The sequence below is a fragment of the Aeromicrobium tamlense genome (assembly GCF_013408555.1).
GTDB classification, from domain to species: domain Bacteria; phylum Actinomycetota; class Actinomycetes; order Propionibacteriales; family Nocardioidaceae; genus Aeromicrobium; species Aeromicrobium tamlense.
On record NZ_JACBZN010000001.1, the window covers coordinates 3067443 to 3087924 of the forward strand.

Annotated in this window: 20 protein-coding genes; 11 read left to right on the top strand and 9 right to left on the bottom strand. The window is 69.5% G+C overall.

Annotated features, from left to right (window positions below):
• Nucleotides 1-11: 11 nt before the first annotated feature.
• From BJ975_RS14955 to trxA, 3 genes are all read left to right on the top strand, one after another.
• Nucleotides 12-1583, top strand: a complete 1572-nt coding sequence (locus BJ975_RS14955) for a protein kinase family protein (protein ID WP_179427355.1) — start codon at nt 12-14, stop codon at nt 1581-1583.
• A gap of 76 nt (nt 1584-1659) precedes the next feature.
• Complete coding sequence (trxB, locus tag BJ975_RS14960) at nt 1660-2631, top strand: thioredoxin-disulfide reductase (RefSeq protein ID WP_179427357.1); 972 nt, start codon at nt 1660-1662, stop codon at nt 2629-2631.
• Nucleotides 2632-2658: 27 nt separating this feature from the next.
• Entirely contained in the window at nt 2659-2985 is a 327-nt protein-coding gene (trxA, locus tag BJ975_RS14965) for a thioredoxin (RefSeq protein ID WP_179427359.1), read from the top strand.
• A 73-nt stretch (nt 2986-3058) separates the two neighbouring features.
• Here the strand turns inward: trxA and BJ975_RS14970 are convergent, their stop codons facing one another.
• The 8 genes from BJ975_RS14970 to rpmH form a co-directional block, all read right to left on the bottom strand.
• The gene (locus BJ975_RS14970) at nt 3059-3958 is read right to left on the bottom strand and encodes a ParB/RepB/Spo0J family partition protein (protein WP_179427361.1); all 900 of its coding nucleotides are present in this window, start codon (nt 3956-3958) and stop codon (nt 3059-3061) included.
• A complete protein-coding gene (locus BJ975_RS14975) occupies nt 3955-4803 on the bottom strand; it encodes a ParA family protein (protein ID WP_223303155.1) in 849 nt (282 codons plus the stop codon). The genes BJ975_RS14970 and BJ975_RS14975 overlap by 4 nt, the downstream gene beginning before the upstream one ends.
• A 145-nt stretch (nt 4804-4948) precedes the next feature.
• Complete coding sequence (gene rsmG / locus BJ975_RS14980; RefSeq protein ID WP_317628254.1) at nt 4949-5539, bottom strand: 16S rRNA (guanine(527)-N(7))-methyltransferase RsmG; 591 nt, start codon at nt 5537-5539, stop codon at nt 4949-4951.
• A 17-nt stretch (nt 5540-5556) separates the two neighbouring features.
• Nucleotides 5557-6021, bottom strand: a complete 465-nt coding sequence (locus BJ975_RS14985; RefSeq protein ID WP_179427367.1) for a Jag family protein — start codon at nt 6019-6021, stop codon at nt 5557-5559.
• Entirely contained in the window at nt 6014-7006 is a 993-nt protein-coding gene (gene yidC / locus BJ975_RS14990) for a membrane protein insertase YidC (RefSeq protein ID WP_179427369.1), read from the bottom strand. Before yidC ends, BJ975_RS14985 begins: the two co-directional genes overlap by 8 nt.
• Nucleotides 6991-7236 (bottom strand): membrane protein insertion efficiency factor YidD, encoded by a 246-nt coding sequence (yidD, locus tag BJ975_RS14995; protein WP_223302982.1) that lies wholly within the window; start codon nt 7234-7236, stop codon nt 6991-6993. The genes yidC and yidD overlap by 16 nt, the downstream gene beginning before the upstream one ends.
• On the bottom strand, nt 7233-7583 hold the full coding sequence (gene rnpA, locus BJ975_RS15000; RefSeq protein ID WP_179427371.1) for a ribonuclease P protein component: 351 nt from the start codon (nt 7581-7583) through the stop codon (nt 7233-7235). The genes yidD and rnpA overlap by 4 nt, the downstream gene beginning before the upstream one ends.
• A 6-nt stretch (nt 7584-7589) precedes the next feature.
• Complete coding sequence (gene rpmH, locus BJ975_RS16865) at nt 7590-7727, bottom strand: 50S ribosomal protein L34 (protein WP_078699619.1); 138 nt, start codon at nt 7725-7727, stop codon at nt 7590-7592.
• Nucleotides 7728-8116: 389 nt separating this feature from the next.
• Here rpmH and dnaA point away from each other — a divergent pair, with 389 nt between their 5' ends.
• The 5 genes from dnaA (at nt 8117) to BJ975_RS15030 (ending at nt 13738) form a co-directional block, all read left to right on the top strand.
• Nucleotides 8117-9625, top strand: coding sequence for a chromosomal replication initiator protein DnaA (gene dnaA, locus BJ975_RS15010; RefSeq protein ID WP_179427373.1), 1509 nt, complete (start codon nt 8117-8119; stop codon nt 9623-9625).
• Between the two features lie 328 nt (nt 9626-9953).
• The gene (dnaN, locus tag BJ975_RS15015) at nt 9954-11099 is read left to right on the top strand and encodes a DNA polymerase III subunit beta (RefSeq protein ID WP_179427376.1); all 1146 of its coding nucleotides are present in this window, start codon (nt 9954-9956) and stop codon (nt 11097-11099) included.
• Between the two features lie 26 nt (nt 11100-11125).
• The gene (gnd, locus tag BJ975_RS15020) at nt 11126-12028 is read left to right on the top strand and encodes a phosphogluconate dehydrogenase (NAD(+)-dependent, decarboxylating) (protein ID WP_179427378.1); all 903 of its coding nucleotides are present in this window, start codon (nt 11126-11128) and stop codon (nt 12026-12028) included.
• Nucleotides 12029-12138: 110 nt separating this feature from the next.
• Entirely contained in the window at nt 12139-13266 is a 1128-nt protein-coding gene (gene recF / locus BJ975_RS15025; RefSeq protein WP_179427380.1) for a DNA replication/repair protein RecF, read from the top strand.
• On the top strand, nt 13259-13738 hold the full coding sequence (locus BJ975_RS15030; protein ID WP_317628253.1) for a DUF721 domain-containing protein: 480 nt from the start codon (nt 13259-13261) through the stop codon (nt 13736-13738). Before recF ends, BJ975_RS15030 begins: the two co-directional genes overlap by 8 nt.
• 74 nt (nt 13739-13812) lie before the next feature.
• On the opposite strand, the gene BJ975_RS15035 is transcribed toward BJ975_RS15030, so the two are convergent.
• Nucleotides 13813-14610: a phosphatase PAP2 family protein gene (locus BJ975_RS15035; RefSeq protein WP_179427382.1), complete on the bottom strand. Its 798-nt coding sequence runs from the start codon at nt 14608-14610 to the stop codon at nt 13813-13815.
• 196 nt (nt 14611-14806) lie between these two features.
• On the opposite strand from BJ975_RS15035, the gene gyrB reads away from it, so the two are divergent.
• The 3 genes from gyrB to BJ975_RS15050 all read left to right on the top strand — a co-directional run bounded on the left by gyrB (nt 14807) and on the right by BJ975_RS15050 (nt 20406).
• Nucleotides 14807-16813: a DNA topoisomerase (ATP-hydrolyzing) subunit B gene (gene gyrB / locus BJ975_RS15040; RefSeq protein ID WP_179427384.1), complete on the top strand. Its 2007-nt coding sequence runs from the start codon at nt 14807-14809 to the stop codon at nt 16811-16813.
• Nucleotides 16814-16877: 64 nt separating this feature from the next.
• Nucleotides 16878-19448 (top strand): DNA gyrase subunit A, encoded by a 2571-nt coding sequence (gene gyrA, locus BJ975_RS15045; RefSeq protein WP_179427386.1) that lies wholly within the window; start codon nt 16878-16880, stop codon nt 19446-19448.
• A 31-nt stretch (nt 19449-19479) separates the two neighbouring features.
• Nucleotides 19480-20406 carry a DUF3566 domain-containing protein gene (locus BJ975_RS15050; protein WP_223302981.1) on the top strand — a complete coding sequence of 309 codons (927 nt, stop codon included), beginning with the start codon at nt 19480-19482 and terminating at the stop codon, nt 20404-20406.
• Nucleotides 20407-20482 lie beyond the last annotated feature (76 nt).

Genomic DNA, 20482 nt, shown 5'->3' on the forward strand with positions numbered 1-20482 from the left:
GAGGAGGACTGATGAGCGACCGGAGACCGCACGTCTCCGGCGACGTGCTCGCCTCGCGGTACGAGCTGGCCGACCTCGTCAGCGAGAGCCTCGGTGCCTCCAACTGGCGCGCGGTCGACCGGGTGCTGCACCGCAACGTGCGGGTCGAGCTGCTGCCGGCCGACGACCCTCGCGGCGCCAACTTCCTCGAGGCCGCCCGCCGCTCCACCAGCGTCACCGACCACCGCTTCCTGCGGGTCCTCGACCTGCTGCAGGACGAGGACGGCGTGCACGTGGTGGTGCGCGAGTGGGCCAAGGCCACGCCGCTGAGCCGGCTGCTGGCCCAGTCGCCGCTGCCCAACCGTCGTGCCGCCGCGATCGTGGCGGAGGTGGCCGAGTCCCTCGCGCACGCCCACGACCGGGGCCTCGTGCACCGGCGCCTCACGCCGCACCAGATCCTCCTCAAGGAGTCCGGCGCGGTGCGCATCGTGGGTCTGGGCGTCGCCACCGCGCTGGCTCCCGCCGACCACCAGGACTCCGACGACGACCTCGCCTCGTACCGTGCGGCTGATGTGGTCGCGCTGGGCAAGGTCCTCTACGCCTGCCTCGTCAGCCGGTGGCCGGGCGGCCACGTCGACGGCCTGCGCGCCGCCCCCACCGAGCACGGGCACCTGCTGCGGCCCCGTCAAGTGCGCGCCGGCGTGCTGCGTGACGTCGACGAGATCTGCGACCGCATCCTCGAGCCGTCGCGGCACCCCTACGACGCCCTGACGTCGGCCGAGGAGATCGCGCGGGCGCTCTACGAGGCCGGCGAGGGCGACGAGGACCTCTTCGACGAGCCGCTCGGCTACGACGTGACCTCGCCCGACCTGCTGCGCCTCGACCCCGTGGTGGAGCCGTCGGGCCCGCCCCCCGGTCTCGAGCCCCCGAGGCGCCGGCCCAAGGCGTACGAGCCGAAGCCGCCCACGCGTCGCGAGCGGTTCACCGCGCGCATGCAGATGATGACGCACGGCGACCGCGCTCTGATCCTGCTGGGACTCATCACCGCGATCGTGCTGTCGGGCGTGCTGGCGTTCCTCGTCGGGCGTGAAGCCGGCCAGGTGGGCGACCCGTACGCCCAGTCGGCGCCCGAGACGCCCGTGCGGGTGCTGCCGCTGGCACGCGTCGTCGACTTCGACCCGCAGGGCGAGGACCGCCGCGAGAACCCCGAGCTCACCCAGGCGATCCTCGACGACGACCCCGAGACCGGCTGGCGCACCTCCACGTACTACGGACGCGCCGACCTCGGCGGTCTCAAGGACGGCGTCGGGCTGATCCTCGACCTCGGCACCGTGCGCCAGGTGGAGCAGGTGCGGCTGCGCCTCGCGGGCACCCCGACCGACCTGTCGATCCTCACGGCGCCCTCCTCGATCTCGGAGCTGCCGCGGAACCTCGACGACCTGCGCGAGGTCGCCACCCTCAACAGCGCGGCCGAGGACCTCTCGGTCGCCCTGCCACGCGACGTGCGCACCCGCTACGTCGTCGTGTGGCTCCGCGAGCTGCCCCAGATCGGCGACGGCGAGTACCGCGGGGAGATCCGCCGCGCGATCGTCCGCGGCCGGTGAGCCGACCGCGACGCCGGGGAACATTCACCGCCTAGAATCCGTTGAAGCACGTGAACCCGATCGAAAGCGCTCCTTCATGACCGACGTCCGCAGTCTCATCATCATCGGCTCCGGCCCCTCCGGGTACACCGCTGCCATCTACGCCGCACGTGCCAACCTCAAGCCGCTCGTCTTCGAGGGCTCCGTGACGGCCGGTGGTGCCCTGATGAACACCACCGACGTGGAGAACTTCCCCGGCTTCCCCGACGGCATCATGGGCCCGGCGCTCATGGACAACCTCCGCGCCCAGGCCGAGCGCTTCGGTGCCGACCTCGTCGCCGACGACGTCACCTCGGTCGACCTCACGGGCGACGTCAAGACCGTGAAGCTCGCCGACGGCTCCACCTTCCAGGCGCACGCGGTGATCCTGGCGATGGGCTCGGGCTACCGCAAGCTCGGCATCGAGGGCGAGGACGCGCTGTCCGGTCACGGTGTCAGCTGGTGCGCCACGTGCGACGGCTTCTTCTTCCGCGGCAAGGACATCGCCGTGGTCGGCGGTGGCGACTCCGCCGTCGAGGAGGCCCTGTTCCTCACCCGCTTCGCCGACAAGGTCACCCTCGTGCACCGCCGCGACGAGCTGCGCGCCAGCAAGATCATGGCCGACCGTGCCTTCGCGAACGACAAGCTCGAGTTCGCGTGGAACAGCGAGGTCGCCGAGATCCACGGCGATGGCATCCTCGAGGGCGTCACCCTGCGCGACACCACGAACGGCGAGACGCGCCGCCTCGACATCAGCGGTCTGTTCATCGCGATCGGCCACGACCCGCGCTCGGAGCTGCTGGTCGGCCAGGTCGACCTCGACGACGAGGGCTACGTGCTGACGCAGGCCGGCTCCACCGCCACGAACCTGCGCGGCGTCTTCGCGGCCGGCGACCTCGTCGACCACACCTACCGCCAGGCGATCACCGCCGCCGGCACCGGCTGCCAGGCCGCCCTGGACGCCGAGCGCTTCCTGGCCGACATCGAGCATGCCGGCCTCCCCGAGCCCGCGGTCGCTCTGACCGACTGACCACCACACCACCCCTGAGGAGAATCCATGGCTGACATCGCCGCCGTCACCGACGCCGACTTCGAGTCCACCGTCCTGAAGGCCGAGGGCCCCGTGCTCGTCGACTTCTGGGCGTCCTGGTGCGGCCCGTGCCGCCAGCTCGCCCCCATTCTCGAGGAGATCGCGAACGAGAAGGAGGGCGCGCTGACCGTCGTCAAGATGGACGCCGACGCCAACCCCGTCACGCCCGCGCAGTACCGGGTCACCGGCCTGCCGACGATCAACCTGTACTACCAGGGCGAGCTCGTCCGCTCCATCGTGGGCGTGCGTCCGAAGTCCGCGATCCTCACCGAGATCTCGGAGTTCGTCGCCTGACACACCACCAACAACAAAGCCACTTGTCGATTTGTCGACAAGTGGCTTTGTAGTTTTGTGGACTAGTGGACCGTCAGTCTGGCTTCGGAACGGGGTCCATGAGGTCGACGATGCGCTCCAGGTCGCCGATCGTGGCGAACTCGACCACGATCTTGCCCTTGGACTTGCCGAAGTCGACCTTCACCCGGGTGTCGAAGCGCTCGGAGAGCCGGTGCGCCAGCTCGCCCACGCGGGGCGAGGTGGGACGGGTGTTGAGCTTGCGAGCCGAGGGCGTGGCCTCCTCGTCGCCGAAGCGGACGATCTCCTCCAGCTGACGCACCGAGATGCCCTCGGCGACCACGCGCGAGGCGAGTCGGTCCTGCAGCTCGGGGTTCGGCACCGCCAGGAGCGCCCGGGCGTGGCCCGCGGACAGGACCCCGGCCGCCACGCGGCGCTGGACCGCCGGGGGGAGCTTCAGGAGCCGGATCGTGTTCGTGATTTGCGGGCGGGAGCGGCCGATGCGCTCGGAGAGCTCCTCCTGCGTGCAGCCGAAGTCCTCCAGCAGTTGCTGGTAGGCGGCCGCCTCCTCCAAGGGGTTCAGCTCGGACCGGTGGAGGTTCTCCAGCAGTGCGTCGCGCAGCAGGTCCTCGTCGGTGGTCTCACGGACGACCGCGGTGATGGCGTCGAGTCCGGCCTTCTGGTGGGCGCGCCAGCGCCGCTCCCCCATGATCAGCTCGTAGGCCTCGGGACCGGTCTGCCGCACCACGATGGGCTGGAGCAGTCCGATCTCCTTGATGGAGTGCACCAGCTCGGCCATGGCCTCCTCGTCGAAGACCGAGCGCGGCTGGCGCGGGTTCGGCGAGATCTGGCCGACCGGGATGTCACGCAGGCGCGCTCCCGTGACCTCCGCCAGACCTGTCTCCTTCGCCTGCGCCGGCGACGTGGGGATCAGGGCGGACAGTCCACGGCCGAGGCCGGGTCGGGGGTTGCTCATGACGATGCTCCTTGGTCGGCCGGCGCCGCGCCGCGCTGGGTGATCTCGCGGGCGGCCTCCAGGTAGGACAGCGCTCCCGTCGAGTTGGGATCGTACGTGATGATCGTCTGCTGATAGCCCGGTGCCTCGCTGATGCGCACCGAGCGCGGGATCGCCGTGGAGAGCACGCGATCGCCGAAATGCCCTCGAACCTCAGCAGCGACGCTGGACGAGAGGTTGGTGCGCGCGTCGTGCATCGTCAGCAGGATCGTGGAGACGTCGAGATCGGAGTTCAGGTGCTGCTGCACCAGCTCGATGTTGCCGAGCAGCTGGCTCAGGCCCTCCAGCGCGTAGTACTCGCACTGGATCGGGATCAGTACTTCACGGGCGGCGACCATGGCGTTGACGGTCAGCAGGCCGAGCGACGGGGGACAGTCGATGAAGACGTAGTCGACATCGCGACCCGGCCCGGCGAGGTAGGTGTCGATGGCCTTGCGGAGCCGCCGCTCGCGCTGCTCGAGCATCACCAACTCGATCTCGGCGCCGGCGAGGTCGATCGTGGCCGGCACCACGCGCAGTCCCGGCACGTCCGGACTCGTCTGGACGGCCTGGTCGATGGGCAGCTCGTCCAGGAGCACCTCGTAGGTGCCCGGCGTGCCCGATGCGTGCGGGATCGCCGCCGCGGTGGAGGCATTGCCCTGGGGGTCGAGATCGATGAGTAGCACGGACAGTCCGCGGGCCGCCATCGCCGCGGCGAGGTTCACCGACGTGGTGGTCTTGCCGACGCCACCCTTCTGGTTGGCGACGACGAACACCCGCGTCTGGCGCGGTCGCTCGTAGCGACCAGTGGAGGCAAGGCGCTCCATGAGTTGGACGTGATAGCCGGCCTGGTCGGCGAGGGGGGTGGACGCTGACGTCCCCAGCGGCTCCTCGGCGAAGTCAGCGGCGGTCGGAATCGTCACTACGGCTCCTGTCATGTTTCACGTGGAACATTCGCTGTTCCACGGCGTGTCATCGGCGCTGGACTTCGACGAGCGTGGTCGGAACCTCGAGGTCCCACCGGTGCCCGTACGTCGCCACCACGATATCGCCGGCCTTGAGCCGAGCGAGGGTGGCGCGCGCAGCCTCCACCTCTTCTGCTGCACTGCGTCCCTTGAGGGCGAGCAGCAATCCTCCGGGGCGAACCAGCGGCATGCACCAGCGCGCGAGCTTGTCGAGTGCCGCGACGGCGCGGGCCGTCACCACGTCGAAGGTCTGATCGACATCCTCGGCGCGGGACCGCAGCACGGTCACCTGGCTCTCGAGGCCCAGATCGGCGACGACTTCCTCCAGCCACGTCGTGCGGCGGAGGAGGGGTTCGATCAGCGTCACGTGCAGATCGGGACGAGAGATCGCCCAGACCATGCCGGGGAGTCCGGCGCCCGCACCGACATCGGCGACGGACGCACCCTCAGGCACGCGGGCGACCGGGGCAGCGCAGTTGAAGAGGTGGCGCTCCCACAGGCGGTCGACCTCGCGAGGGCCGATCAGGCCGCGCTCAACGCCCGACGTCGCCAGGAGTTCGGCGTAGCGCTCGGCGAGCGGAAGCCGCTCGCCGAACACTGTTTCACGTGAAACGGTCACTCGGCCGGAAGCACGACGACATGGCGACCAGCGCCCGCACCGTCGGACTCGCTGCGCAGGCCGGCGTCGGCGACCGCGTCGTGAATGACCTTGCGCTCGAAGGGGGACATGGCGTCGAGGGCCACGGACTCGCCCTCGGCCTGCACGCGCTCGATGGCCTCCGCGGCGATCTTGACGAGCTCGGCCTTGCGGGCGGCTCGGTGGCCGTCGACGTCGAGCATCAGACGGCTGCGCACACCGGTCTCGCGGTACACGGCCAGGCGGGTGAGCTCCTGCAGGGCGTCGAGAACCTCGCCGTCGCGACCCACGAGGTGGCTCAGGTTGCCCCCGATGATCTCCACGGCGGCACGGTCGCCGTCCACATCGATGTCGATGTCGCCGTCCAGGTCGGCGATGTCGAGCAGCTCCTCCAGGAAGTCGGCGGCGATGTCGCCCTCGCGCTCCAGATCGGTCTCACTCATCGGAATCCTCCTTGCGGGGCTGGGACTGCTTGGGCGGCGTGCCGCCCTTGCGACGCTGGTCGCGGGACTTCTTCTTGGGCTGCTGACGCTTGGCCTTCTGCTCCTCGGCCGACTGCTTCGCCTCGACGACGGGGTCGGCCTGGACGATCTTGCCCTTGGCGGCGTCGCGCTTCTGCTTGGCAGCGAAGGCCGGAGTGCCGGGGGCGGGGTTGTTGCGGATGACCCAGAACTGCTGGCCCATGGTCCACAGGTTCGAGGTGGTCCAGTAGACCAGCACGCCGAGGGGGAACGCCACACCCGACACCGCGAAGACGACGGGGAGTACGTACAGCAGGATCTTCTGCTGCTGGGCGAACGGGCCGTTGAGCGCCTCCGGCGGCATGTTCTTGGCCATCAGCTGCTTCTGCGTGAAGAACTGCGTGGCACACATCGCCACGACCATGACCATCGCGATGATCTTCGTCTCGAGGTGCTCGCTGGAGATGAACGTGTCGGCGATCTTGCCGCCGAGCCACTGGGCGTTGGCGATCGACTCGGCCTGGTCGGGCGAGAGGAAGCCCTTCGCGCCCTCCGCACCCTTGCGGGACGCTTGGTCGATCATCCGGAACAGGGCGAAGAAGATCGGCATCTGCAGCAGCAGCGGCATGCAGGAGGAGAACGGGTTCGTTCCAGTCTCCTGGAACAGCTTCATCTGCTCCTGGGCGAAGCGCTCGCGGTCGTGACCGTACTTCTTGCGCAGCTCCTGCAATTGCGGCTGGATCAGCTGCATGTTGCGGCTGGAGTTGATCTGCTTGACGAACAGCGGGATCAGCATCGCGCGGATCGTGATGGTCAGACCGACGATGGACAGGACCCAGGTCCAGCCGCCGTCGGGATCCATGCCGATCTGCTCGAAGAGCCAGTGCCACGCCAGGATGATTCCCGACACGAAGTAGTACAGCGGCGTCATGATGGCGCTGCCGATGGTGCCTAGGAAGTCGAACATGCTTCTCCTCGATCACGGCCCGGAACGGGGTCGAACCCGCCCGCGGCCCAGGGGTGACAGCGGCCCAGTCGACGGATCGCGAGCCAGCAGCCCTTGAGGGCGCCGTGCGTCTCGACCGCCTCGAGGGCGTATGCCGAACAGCTGGGGTGGTAGCGGCACACCTGCCCGTACATCGGGCTGATGACCAGTCGGTAGGCGCGCAGCAGGCTCGCCACGATCCAGCGCATCATGGCCGGATCCGCGACGACGCCGTGTGCAGCGCCTGGTCGAGTTGGGGTCCGAGGTCTGCCGCGCGTCGGTGGGCCGAGCCGGGAAGGGCACGGATCACCACGCGTGAGCCCGTGGGGACGGCGTCGATGCGCTCGCGCATGAGGTGACGGAGCCGGCGCTTCACGCGATTGCGATCGTGCGCCGGACCGACCTTCTTCGACACGACGAAACCGACGGACGTGACGTCCGTCGGTTCGACAGGTCCACCCACGTGGACGACGAGGTCGGGCTGGACACCCTTGCCACCGCGGCGGATCGCCTGGCGGAACACCTCACCGTCGCGCATGCGGTGCACGCGCGGCAGCACGCGGAATCAGGCCGACAGCTTGTCGCGGCCCTTGCGGCGGCGCGCGGCCAGGATCGAGCGGCCGGCACGCGTGCGCATGCGGAGACGGAAGCCGTGCTTCTTGGCGCGGCGACGGTTGTTCGGCTGGTAGGTGCGCTTGCTCACAGGAGGTCCTTCGGTACGGATTCGTGGCCGGTTGGAGTGGCCACCGCTCGCCCATGACCGGAACTGTTCATGGGCACGCGGCGGACGTCGTTCGAGACGACCCCTCAACGGTACGCGGGGCGGCCTGACGTGGTCAAACCGACCCAAAGCGGCCAGTCTTATCCTGAACCGCGGAAGGCGTCCACGCGACACGCCGAAGCGTCCCCACAAATCGCCGAACCCGCTTGTGACGGGTCGGCACCGGCTGCTAGCGTCACCGGATATCCACAGGACACCTCCCCTGAACGGACGTGTCGTCCACCCGATTCATACACAACGTGTGGACAACAGTGTGAACAACCGTCGTCGGTCGACCTCGATGCCGGGAAGAACTCGGGAAACGTCCTGCCATGGGTGGGAAGGAAGGCTGTGCGGTGCGCGACGAGGCTGAGCTGGAGCTGGAGACCGTCTGGCGCGATTCCGTCGCCACCTTGTCCCCCGGAGCCAAGGTCTTCGTCTACGCGGCCAAGCCGCTCTCGCTGCACAACGGCATCCTCATCGTCGCCGTCCACGACGACCTCTCGCGCGCCCAGCTCGAGTCGCGCGTGCGCCCGGCCCTCGAGCAGGCGCTGACGACCCAGGCCGGCGAGGACATCCGCCTCGTGGTCACGATCGATCCCGACGTCGTCGACGAGGCGCCCGACCTGGTGTCCGGGCCCATCACCGTCGAGGAGGAACCAGAAGGCGACAAGTCGACAAATCGTCTTGTCGACCGCGACGAGGACTTCGAGGACGACGACGACTCGCTGACCCCCAGCTGGGTCAGCCGCCCGACCGCACGACAGGGCGGCCCCGGCCCCACCCACCGCGCGAACATCGCCGAGGCCCGACTCAACTCGCGCTACCAGTTCGAGAACTTCGTCATCGGCTCGTCGAACCGCTTCGCCCACGCGGCCGCCGTCGCCGCGGCCGAGGCGCCGGGCAAGGCCTACAACCCGCTCGTCATCCACGGCGACTCCGGCCTGGGCAAGACCCACCTGCTGCACGCCATCGGTCACTACGTGATCAACCTCTACCCCTCGTCGCGCGTCCGCTACGTCAGCTCCGAGGAGTTCGTGAACGACGTCATCAACGCTATCGGCGAGAACCGCACCCCCGCGCTGCGCCGCAAGTACCGCGAGATCGACGTCCTGCTCGTCGACGACATCCAGTTCATCGAGAACAAGGACGCGACGCAGGAGGAGTTCTTCCACACCTTCAACGCGCTGCACAACGAGAACAAGCAGATCGTGATGACGTCCGACCGGCCGCCGGCCGAGCTGCGCACCCTCGAGGAGCGCCTGCGCAACCGGTTCAGCTGGGGGCTGCAGACCGAGATGCTGCCGCCCGACCTCGAGACCCGCATCGCCATCCTGCGCAAGAAGGCCGCCACCGAGAAGCTCACAGCGCCGGCCGACGTTCTCGAGTTCATCGCCAGCAAGGTGCAGACCAACATCCGTGAGCTCGAGGGCGCGCTCATCCGCGCCACGGCCTTCGCCAACCTCAACGGCACCACGGTCGACCTCCAGCTCGCGCAGATCGTGCTGAAGGACCTGATCGCCGAGGGCGACGACCCCGAGATCACCGCCGGCATGATCATGGCCCAGACCGCGGCCTACTCCGAGTACACGATCGAGGAGCTGTGCGGCCCCAACCGCTCGCGCAACCTCGTCCTGGCCCGCCAGATCGCGATGTACCTGTGCCGCGAGCTGACCGAGATGTCCCTGCCGCAGATCGGCAGCGAGTTCGGCGGCCGCGACCACACCACGGTGATGCACGCCGAGCGCAAGATCCGCAAGCTCATGGCCGAGAAGCACGCCGTCTACAACCAGGTCACCGAGCTGACGGCACGCATCCGCCAGCAGGCTCGCCAGTCTTGACGTGCTGCGGCGCCCACACCTGGGGAAACGCCTGTGCATGAACGGCCCTCATCGGTGCATCCGGGCGATCTGCATGTGAATCACATGTGAACACGCGATGATCGTCCACAGCCCGGACGAGTCCCCCCACTGCACGAACCACAACTTCATCCACCGACAGATTTCCCGCAGCGCAGCACAAACGAGGGTTGTCCACCGAATCCACAGCCCCTACTACGACGACGGAAAGTACAAAGACCGAAACCCGAGTCGAAGTCACGTGCACCCATGGGTGTGGAAGAACGCTCACCGTGGCAGGATTCGACTGACGAATGAGAGGCCTCCGAACGTGAAGTTCCGCATCGATCGCGACACCCTCGCCGACGCCGTCGGCTGGACCGCCCGCAGCCTGCCGACCCGCCCGAGCGTCCCGGTGCTCACGGGCCTGCTGCTGGAGACGGTCGGCGACGAGCTGCACCTCTCGGGCTTCGACTACGACACCTCCACGCGCGCCACGCTGCCCGCCGAGGTCAGCGACGAGGGCAAGGCGCTCGTCTCGGGCCGCCTCCTCGCCGAGATCGTCCGCGCGCTGCCTGCCGGCAAGCCCGTCGACCTCGTCCACGACGGCACCAAGGTCCAAGTCACGTGCGGCAGCTCGCGCTTCAGCCTGCAGACGATGCCGGTCGACGAGTACCCCCAGCTCCCCGCGATGCCCACCTCGTCCGGCACGGTCAAGGCCGAGGACTTCGCCACCGCCGTCGGCCAGGCCAGCGCCGCCGCCTCGCGCGACGAGATGCTGCCGCTGCTCACCGGCATCCGCCTCGAGCTCGAGGGCTCGACGATCTCCCTCATGGCCACCGACCGGTTCCGCGCCAGCCTGCGCGACCTCGCCTGGTACCCCGAGGCCTCCGACATCTCGGCGCGTGCACTCGTGCCCGCCCGCGTGCTGTCCGACACCGCCAAGGCGCTCACCGCAGGCGGCGACATCACGATCGCGGTCTCCACCAGCGAGTCCGGCGACGGCCTCATCGGCTTCGAAGGCACGGTCGGCGGCGGCGTCCGCCGCACCACCACCCGTCTGCTCGAGGGCGACTTCCCGCGCGTGCGCCAGCTGTTCACGGCGCAGGCCGAGACGGTCGCCTACGTCGGCACCCAGACGCTCGTCGACGCCGTGAAGCGCGTGGCCCTCGTGGCCGAGCGCAACACGCCCGTGCGGCTGTCGTTCTCCGAGGGCCAGGTGCTCCTCGAGGCCGGCAGCGGCGACGAGGCCCAGGCCTCCGAGAGCGTCGAGGCCACGATCGAGGGCAACGACATCTCGATCGGCTTCAACCCGAACTACATGCTGGAAGGGCTGTCGGTCATGACCGAGCCGGTCGTGCACCTGTCCTTCACGCAGCACACCAAGCCCGCCGCGATGTCCGGAGTCGCGGAGGTGGGAGCGGATCCCGATGGCGCGTTCCGCTACCTGATCATGCCGGTTCGTCTTCAGAACTGAACGCGCCACGACGTCGGGAGGCGCCCATGCACATCGGACTCGTCGGATTGGGAAAGATGGGCGGCAACATGCGCGAACGCATGCGCAATGCCGGCCTCACGGTCATCGGCTACGACCGCGATCCCGAGCTGAGCGACGTGACGTCGCTCGCCGAGCTGGTCGACCAGCTGCCCAGCCCCAAGGTGGTGTGGGTGATGGTCCCGCACGGGGACCCCACGCACAGCACGATCACCGAGCTCAAGGAGCTGCTCTCCGAGGGCGACGTGGTCGTCGACGGCGGCAACTCGCGCTGGACCGATGACGAGATCCACGCGGCGCAGCTGGCCGAGAAGAACATCGGCTACGTCGACTGCGGCGTGAGCGGCGGCGTCTGGGGACTGGAGAACGGCTACGCGCTGATGGCCGGCGGCGACGCCGACGACATCGCGAAGGTCCAGCCCGCGTTCGACGCACTGCGTCCCGATGCCGAGAACGGCTTCGTGCACGCGGGCCGTGTGGGCGCCGGCCACTTCAGCAAGATGGTCCACAACGGCATCGAGTACGCGATGATGCAGGCCTACGCCGAGGGCTACGAGCTGCTCGAGGCCGTCGACATGGTCGAGAACGTCACCGAGGTGCTCGACTCCTGGCGCGTCGGCACGGTCGTGCGCTCGTGGCTGCTCGACCTGCTGGTCAAGGCGCTCGAGGAGGATCCGGGCCTGTCGAAGGTCCGCGGCTACGCCGAGGACTCGGGCGAGGGTCGCTGGACCGTCGAGGCCGCGATCGCCAACGCGGTGCCCGCCCCCACGATCGCCGCCTCGCTCTTCGCGCGCTTCGTCTCGCGCCAGGACGAGTCGGCCGCGATGCAGGCCGTCGCCGCGATGCGGCAGCAGTTCGGCGGCCACGCGGTCCGCGCTGCCCAGGAGAGCCCCGACGTCCCGCCGGCCTGATCCTGTCGCTCCCGCGACCCAGATCTGTAGCGGTATCCACCCTTTCAGCGCCGAAATCGGCTGAAACAGGTGGACACCGCTACAGATCTCGCCGGCCGTAGGCTGGGCGCATGCACGTGACCCGGCTCGAGCTGACCGACTTCCGGTCCTACGGCTCGGTCGCGATCGAGCTGGCCGCGGGTCCGGTGGCCTTCATCGGCGCCAACGGCCAGGGCAAGACCAATCTCGTGGAGGCGATCGACTACCTCGCCACGCTGGACTCGCACCGCGTCTCCTCCGACACTCCGCTCGTGCGCGCCGGCGCCGACCGCGCGATCGTGCGCGCGCAACTGCAGCGCGAGGACCGCTCCGCGCTGCTCGAGCTCGAGATCACGCCGGGCAAGTCGAACCGCGCGCGGGTGAACGGCAACCCGCTGCCGCGTGTGCGCGACCTCGTCGGGATCGCGCGCACCGTGCTGTTCTCCCCCGAGGACCTGGCCCTCGTGAAGGGCGACCCGTCCGACCGCCGCCGCTTCCTCGACCACCTCATCGTCATGCGCACGCCGCGCCTGGCCGGTGCGAAGGCCGACTACGACCGGGTGCTCAAGCAGCGCAACACGCTGCTGAAGACCGCCGGCCGCCGCAGCAACATCGAGATCTCCACGCTGGACATCTGGGACGAGAACCTCGCGCGGGTCGGCGGCCAGCTGGTCGCGGCGCGGCTCGCGCTCCTCGACGCCCTGGCCCCGCACGCCACCGACGCGTACCGTGACGTCGCGGCTGGCGCCGCCGCGGACCGGCAGGTCGTGTCGCTGGACTACAAGCCCTCGGTCGAGGGGGTGCAGGACCTGCGCGATCCCGACGACATCGCCAAGGCGCTGCTCGACGAGATCGGTCGCCGCCGGCGCGAGGAACTCGAGCGCGGCATCAGCCTCGTCGGTCCGCACCGCGACGACGTGCTGCTCTCGATCGGCGCGCTTCCCGCGAAGGGATATGCGAGCCACGGTGAGTCGTGGTCGCTCGCGCTGGCCCTGCGACTGGCGGCGTTCGCGCTGCTGCGCGAGGAGGGCGACGACCCGATCCTCATCCTCGACGACGTGTTCGCCGAGCTCGACAGCGATCGACGCTCGCGGCTGGCCGCCCGGGTGGCCGCGGCCGAGCAGGTCCTGGTGACGGCGGCGGTCGAGGGCGACGTGCCGCCCGAGCTGGTGGGCCAGTCGTTCGACGTCGCGGCCGCGGTGGTGACCCCGCGTGGCTGACGACGACGTCCTGCGCCTCGCGCGCGAGATCGCCGACGCCTACCGCAACGGCAACGCGCCGCCCGCTCGCACCCGCCGGCCGATGAGCCGCAACGCCCCACCGCGTCGCGGCGGCCGCGAGGACGCCGTCGCACTGGGCGACGTCCTCGGCGAGATGGTGCAGAACCAGGGCTGGAACGACCGGCTCGCCGCGTCGCGGGTGTTCTCCGACTGGGCCGCGATCGTGGGCCCCGAGGTGGCGCAGCACTGCAGGGTCGACAGCTTCTCCGACGGTGTCGTGCACCTCGAGACCTCCTCGACCGCGTGGGCCAAGGAGCTCAAGCTGCTCGCCCCGCGCCTGGTGGCCAAGCTCAACGAGGAGCTCGGCGACGGCCAGGTGCTGCGGATCGACGTCCGGGGTCCGCAGGCGCCGAGCTGGAAGAAGGGCCGCCGCTCGGTGAAGGGCCGCGGTCCGCGCGACACCTACGGGTGAGCACGCAGGATGAGGCATTCGGGCACCCCAGCGGGGCGCAATGCCTCATCGTTCGTCACCCCGGAGGGGCGGGCTCAGGCGTCGGGCGCGATCCAGGCCATCGCCGACACCGTGACAGCGGTGACCGAGGCGACGGCGCCGAGCACCAGGGAGGCGTCGACGAAGCCGTCCATCCCCTCCACCGGACGCACGCCGATCAGCACGATCGCGATCAGGGCGGCGACGGCGCCGACCAGCGCAGTGGGCAGCACGGCCCGAGCCCTCGCCCGACGACCGCCCTGCACCACGACGGCCACCGCGAACCAGCCGAGCGCGACCACGAGCGCAGCGACGACATCGGCGGGCCGGTGCCACCCCGCGACGATCGTCGAGAGGCCGGTCAGCCCGACGGCGAACGTGCCGAGTCCCGCCACGGCGGCCCGCGCCCCCGCCGGCACGACCAGCATCAGCGCGGCGACGACCGACGCGGCCACCGTGACGTGCCCGCTCGGCAGCGAGTTGTGGAAGCCGTACCCGAGGTCGGGCCGCTCGAGGACACCCTGCTTGAGGACCTGCGTGGTGACGTTCGCGCCCACGATCACGACCGCCGCGCCGATGACGGCGCGCCAGTGGTGGCGCCGGGCGGCCAGCAGCAGGCACACGACCGCGAGCGTCGCGCCGGACCAGATCGGCACGCGCCCCAGGATCGACAGCAGGGTCAGCTCGGCCTCGCGCCCGGCTGCCACCGTGAGCATCGCGTGCTCGTCGGCGGCCTGGCCGCGCTCGGACATCAGGGCGACGCGCACGAGCACGACGAACGCGGTGACGGCGGCGGCGCCGACCACCAGCGCCGGCCCCGACACCCGTGACGGGACGCGGGTCGTGGAGCTCACCCCTCCACTTTCCCAGACCGTGGGTGACAGCCAGGTTGCGGAGAGCCTCGCGGACGCCCCAGAAGGCTCGTGGACGATGGGAACCTTGATCGACCCCCTCGTCGTGACTCCCAGCGGCCTTCTAGCGCCGTTCAGCGGCACTTGTGGATGAAGGAACAACGCTCCACAGAAGGTGTCGTGCCGTGAGACGCACAGAATGGCCCCGTATACTGGTTCAGTGACCCAGGCGCCCGAGACACCCAGCACGTACGACGCGAGCAACATCCAGGTCCTGGAAGGGCTCGAGGCGGTCCGCAAGCGACCCGGCATGTACATCGGCTCCACCGGTGAGCGTGGCCTGCACCACCTCGTCTACGAGGTCGTCGACAACTCGGTCGACGAGGCCCTCGCCGGCTACGCCACCAACATCCAGGTGGTGCTGCAGGCCGACGGCGGCGTCAAGGTCGTCGACGACGGCCGTGGCATCCCGGTCGACGAGCACCCCGAGGAGAAGATCCCCGCGGTCACGCTGGTGCTCACGTCGCTGCACGCCGGCGGCAAGTTCGGCGGCGGCGGCTACAAGGTGTCCGGTGGTCTGCACGGCGTCGGCGTCTCGGTCGTGAACGCGCTCTCCACGAAGATGCACGTCGAGGTCAAGCGCGACGGCTACCGCTGGACCCAGTCGTTCACGTACGGAGTCCCGGACGCTCCCCTCGAGCGCGGCGAGGCCACCGACGAGACCGGCACCACCACCACGTTCTACGCCTCGGCCGACATCTTCGAGACCACCACCTACGAGTACGAGACGCTCAAGACGCGCTTTCGTGAGATGGCGTTCCTCAACAAGGGCCTCGAGATCACGCTGCGCGACGAGCGCCACGAGGGCGAGGACGACCCCAACGGCGTCGCCGACGACGTCGAGCGCGAGGTCACGTTCCGCTACGACGGCGGCCTGGTCGACTACGTCAACCACATCAACGTCGGCAGCAAGGCGCCGATCCACCGCGACGTCATCAACCTCGAGCGCGAGGACGAGGCGAACGGCCTGTCGCTCGAGCTCGCGATGCAGTGGAACGACAGCTTCAGCGAGTCGGTCCACACCTTCGCCAACACGATCAACACGCACGAGGGCGGCACGCACGAGGAGGGCTTCCGCGCGGCGCTGACCACCACGGTCAACCGCTTCGCCGAGACCAACAACCTCATCAAGAAGAAGGAAGACCGCCTCACCGGCGACGACATCCGCGAGGGCCTCACCGCGATCATCTCGGTCAAGCTCGCCGAGCCGCAGTTCGAGGGCCAGACCAAGACCAAGCTCGGCAACACCGAGGCCAAGGGCTTCGTCCAGCAGGTGCTGAACGACGAGCTCGGCGCCTGGTTCGAGCGCAACCCCGCCGAGGGCAAGAACATCGTCCGCAAGTCGATCGACGCCGCCGCGGCGCGCGTGGCCGCCCGCAAGGCGCGCGACCTCGCCCGCAACCGCAAGGGCTTCGGCTCCGGCGGCGGCCTCCCGGGCAAGCTGGTGGACTGCTCCAGCCGCAACCCGGAGGAGTGCGAGATCTTCGTGGTGGAGGGCAACTCCGCCGGCGGCTCGGCCCGCAACGGCCGCGATCCCGCGACCCAGGCGATCCTGCCCCTGCGCGGCAAGATCCTCAACGTCGAGAAGGCGCGGATCGACAAGATCCTGCAGAACACCGAGGTCCAGGCGATCATCAGCGCCCTCGGCACCGGCGTCCACGAGGACTTCGACATCGCCAAGCTGCGCTATCACAAGATCGTGCTGATGGCCGACGCCGACGTCGACGGCCAGCACATCACCACGCTGCTGCTGACCCTGCTGTTCCGGTTCATGAAGCCGCTCATCGACGCCGGCCACGTGTTCCTCGCGCAGCCCCCGCTGTACAAGGTCAAGTGGACGAACCACGCGCACGAGCTGGCGTACTCCGACGCCGAGCGCGACGCGGTGGTCGCCGCGGGCACCGAGGCCGGCTACCGCCTGCCCAAGGAGGCTCCGGTGCAGCGCTACAAGGGTCTCGGCGAGATGAACGCCAGCGAGCTGTGGGAGACCACGATGGATCCCGACGGCCGCCTGCTGCGCCAGGTCACCCTCGCCGACGCCGCCGTGGCCGACGAGATCTTCACGATCCTCATGGGCGAGGACGTCGACCAGCGACGCTCGTTCATCCAGCGGAACGCCAAGGACGTCCGCTTCCTCGACATCTGACCTCCACCTCCCCGGTGGTCGGCGGCGCGCTGCGTAGCCCGGCCACAGACAGAAGGACACAGAAGTGACCGACACCCCGATCGAGCGCGACCGCATCGAACCGGTCGAGCTGCAGGACGAGATGCAGCGTTCGTACATCGACTACGCGATGAGCGTGATCGTGGCGCGCGCGCTGCCCGACGTGCGCGACGGCCTCAAGCCGGTGCACCGTCGTGTCCTGTACGCGATGTACGACGGCGGCTACCGCCCCGACCGCGGCTTCAACAAGTGCAGCCGCATCGTCGGTGACGTCATGGGTCAGTACCACCCGCACGGCGACTCGGCGATCTACGACACCCTCGTGCGTCTGGCGCAGCCGTGGTCGATGCGCGCGCCGATGATCAGCGGCCAGGGCAACTTCGGCTCGCCGGGCGACGACCCGGCCGCCGCGATGCGGTACACCGAGTGCAAGCTCGCGCCCATCGCGATGGAGATGCTCCGCGACATCGAGCAGGAGACCGTCGACTTCAAGCCGAACTACGACGGCCGCTCGCAGGAGCCCACCGTCCTGCCGGCGCGCATCCCGAACCTGCTGGTCAACGGCTCGGCCGGCATCGCCGTCGGCATGGCCACCAACATCCCGCCGCACAACCTCCGCGAGGTCGCCGAGGGCGTGCAGTGGGCCCTCGAGCACCCCGACGCGTCTCGCGAAGAGCTCCTCGAGGCGCTGCTGGCCCGCATCAAGGGCCCCGACTTCCCCACCGACGGCCTCATCGTCGGAACCCACGGCATCGAGGAGATGTACCGCACGGGCCGTGGCTCAGTGCCGATGCGCGCCGTGGTGAACATCGAGGAGGACACGAAGGGCCGCATGCAGCTCGTCGTCTCCGAGCTGCCGTACCAGGTGAACCCGGACGCGCTGATGCGCAAGATCGCCGACCTGGCGCAGACGGGCCGCGTGCAGGGCATCTCCGACCTGCGCGACGAGTCCAGCGACCGCGCCGGCCGCCGCATCGTCATCGAGGTGCGCCGCGACGCCGTGGCCCGGGTCGTGCTGAACAACCTCTACAAGCACACCGACCTGCAGACGAACTTCAGCGCCAACATGCTCGCGATCGTCGACGACGTCCCGCGCACGCTGACCCTCGACGGCTTCATCTCGCACTGGATCCGCCACCAGGTCGACGTCATCCGTCGTCGCACCGAGTACCGCCTGCGCAAGGCCGAGGAGCGCGCCCACATCCTGCGTGGCCTCGTGAAGGCCCTCGACCAGCTCGACGACGTGATCGCGCTGATCCGTCGCAGCCCCACGGTCGACGAGGCCCGCCACGGCCTGATGGAGCTGCTCGACATCGACGAGCTCCAGGCCACCGCGATCCTCGACATGCAGCTGCGTCGCCTGGCCGCGCTCGAGCGTCAGAAGATCATCGACGAGCTCGGCGAGATCGAGGCCGAGATCGCCGAGTACAAGGCGATCCTGGCCAGCGAGAAGCGTCAGCGCGAGATCGTCGGCGAGGAGCTGGCCGAGATCGTCGCGAAGTACGGCGAGGACCGCCGCTCGCGCATCATCGCGGCCGACGGCGACCTCTCGGACGAGGACCTGATCCCCGACGAGGAGCTCGTCGTCACGATCACCAAGGGCGGCTACGCCAAGCGCACGAAGACCGAGCTCTACCGCGTGCAGAACCGCGGCGGCAAGGGCGTGCGGGGTGCGTCGCTGCGCGGTGAGGACGTCGTCGAGCACGTGTTCTCCACGACCGCGCACCACTGGATCCTGTTCTTCACCACGGCGGGCCGGGTCTACCGCGCGAAGGCGTACCACCTTCCCGAGGGCGGTCGCGACGCGCGCGGCGGTCACGTGGCCGGTCTGCTGGCGTTCCTGCCCGACGAGGAGATCGCGCAGGTGCTGGCGGTCCGCGACTACGAGCAGGCGCCCTACCTGGTGCTCGCCACGAAGCGCGGCCTCGTGAAGAAGACACGCCTCACGGACTACAACAGCCCGCGCCAGGCCGGCGTCATCGCGATCAACTTCCGCGACGAGGACGACGAGCTGGTCGGGGCCGAGCTGGTCTCGCCCGAGGACGACATCCTGCTGATCAGCCGCAAGGCGCAGTCGATCCGCTTCCGCGCCGACGACGAGCAGCTGCGTCCGATGGGTCGCGCCACCTCGGGCGTCACGGGCATGAAGTTCCGCGACGACGACTCCCTGCTGTCGATGACGGTCATCAAGGCCGGCGCCGACGAGGAGGGCGAGGGCGAGGACGACGACAGCCAGAAGCTGTACGTCTTCACCGTCACGGACGGCGGCTACGCCAAGAAGACGCGCATCGACGAGTACCGCGTCCAGGGCCGTGGCGGACTGGGCATCAAGGCCATGCAGATCACCGAGTCGCGCGGCGAGCTGGTGGGCGGTCTGGTGCTGCGCGACACCGACGACGTCATCAGCGTGACCGAGTCCGGACAGATCACACGCAGCCTCGTGTCCGGCGTTCCTGTGAAGGGCCGTGGCACGATGGGAGTGAGTTTCGTGAAGTTCAAGGGCAACGACCGCGTGGTCACCATCGCCCGGAACACCGAGGTCACCACCCCGGAGAGCACGGACGAGAACGACGAGACGGCCGAGCAGTCGAACGCGAGCGGGGACGACAGTGAGTGAGCAGAAGCCGGAGAACGGTCAGCAGAACGGCATGCCTGCCAAGAACGCCAAGGCGAACGGGACGACCCCTTCGGTCACCGCGCGCCGGCCGCTGAGCAAGGCGGAGTACGCGCGCACCACCAAGGCATCGCCCGACGCGACCTCGGTGATCCCGGCGGTCCGTGACGACCAGCCGGCCCCGCCGAAGGCGCCCGCGCCGTCGGCCGACGACCGTCCCACGCAGACGATGAAGGCCGTGCCGGCCCAGCCGGTGGCGAAGCCTGAGCCGAAGAAGGCCGAGCCGAAGAAGGCGCCCTCGCGTCCTGAGGCCAAGGCTGCTCCGGCGCCGAAGGGTCCGGGCGCGGGTGCTGCCGTCGGTGGCGCCGCTGCCGCTGCCGGGGGTGCCGCTGCCGCCGCGTCGGCGTCCACGCAGGCCGCGGCCGCTCCGGCTGCCGCCCCTGCCGCCGCGCCGGCGACGACTCCCGCCGCGAAGCCTCAGCAGAAGGCCGAGCCGAAGCCGGCTCCCGCCAAGAAGCAGAAGCCCGAGCCCAAGAAGGCGCCGAAGCAGGCAGAGTCCGCGGGCGAGGTCACCAAGACCGCTCCGGCGGCCTCGGGTCGCTCCGCGCGCCTCAAGCTCAGCCACGTCGAGCCGTGGAGCGTCACGAAGATGGCGTTCGTCGTCTCGGTGGCGCTCATGGTCGTCAGCGTCGTCGCGGTCACGGTGTTCTGGCTGGTCATGCAGATCACCGGCGTCTGGGGCGCCCTGAACGACAGCGTCTCCAACGTGCTCGCCGACGACGCCTCCGGCTTCGACATCACCGAGTACCTGGGCTTCGGCCGGGTCGTCGGCCTGACGCTCCTCGTGTCGAGCCTCAACGTCATCTTCATGACGGCCCTCGCCACGATCGCCGCCCACCTCTACAACCTCGCCTCCGGCATCCTCGGCGGCATCGAGATGACGTTCGGCGAGCGCCAGTAACGCCTGCAGCCGCCCCTCCCCGCGAGTGGCGCGAAACGGCCCGCCACTCGACGAGTGGCGGGCCGTTTCGCGCCAC

Bases quoted from the DNA above. Each gene is read 5' to 3' on its own strand.
- BJ975_RS14955 (WP_179427355.1), top strand. From the start codon at position 12: ATGAGCGACCGGAGACCGCACGTCTCCGGCGACGTGCTCGCCTCGCGG.
- trxB (WP_179427357.1), top strand. From the start codon at position 1,660: ATGACCGACGTCCGCAGTCTCATCATCATCGGCTCCGGCCCCTCCGGG.
- trxA (WP_179427359.1), top strand. From the start codon at position 2,659: ATGGCTGACATCGCCGCCGTCACCGACGCCGACTTCGAGTCCACCGTC.
- BJ975_RS14970 (WP_179427361.1), bottom strand. From the start codon at position 3,958: ATGAGCAACCCCCGACCCGGCCTCGGCCGTGGACTGTCCGCCCTGATC.
- BJ975_RS14975 (WP_223303155.1), bottom strand. From the start codon at position 4,803: ATGGAGCGCCTTGCCTCCACTGGTCGCTACGAGCGACCGCGCCAGACG.
- BJ975_RS14985 (WP_179427367.1), bottom strand. From the start codon at position 6,021: ATGAGTGAGACCGATCTGGAGCGCGAGGGCGACATCGCCGCCGACTTC.
- yidC (WP_179427369.1), bottom strand. From the start codon at position 7,006: ATGTTCGACTTCCTAGGCACCATCGGCAGCGCCATCATGACGCCGCTG.
- yidD (WP_223302982.1), bottom strand. From the start codon at position 7,236: ATGATGCGCTGGATCGTGGCGAGCCTGCTGCGCGCCTACCGACTGGTC.
- dnaA (WP_179427373.1), top strand. From the start codon at position 8,117: ATGGGTGGGAAGGAAGGCTGTGCGGTGCGCGACGAGGCTGAGCTGGAG.
- gnd (WP_179427378.1), top strand. From the start codon at position 11,126: ATGCACATCGGACTCGTCGGATTGGGAAAGATGGGCGGCAACATGCGC.
- recF (WP_179427380.1), top strand. From the start codon at position 12,139: ATGCACGTGACCCGGCTCGAGCTGACCGACTTCCGGTCCTACGGCTCG.
- gyrB (WP_179427384.1), top strand. From the start codon at position 14,807: ATGGCCCCGTATACTGGTTCAGTGACCCAGGCGCCCGAGACACCCAGC.
- BJ975_RS15050 (WP_223302981.1), top strand. From the start codon at position 19,480: ATGCCTGCCAAGAACGCCAAGGCGAACGGGACGACCCCTTCGGTCACC.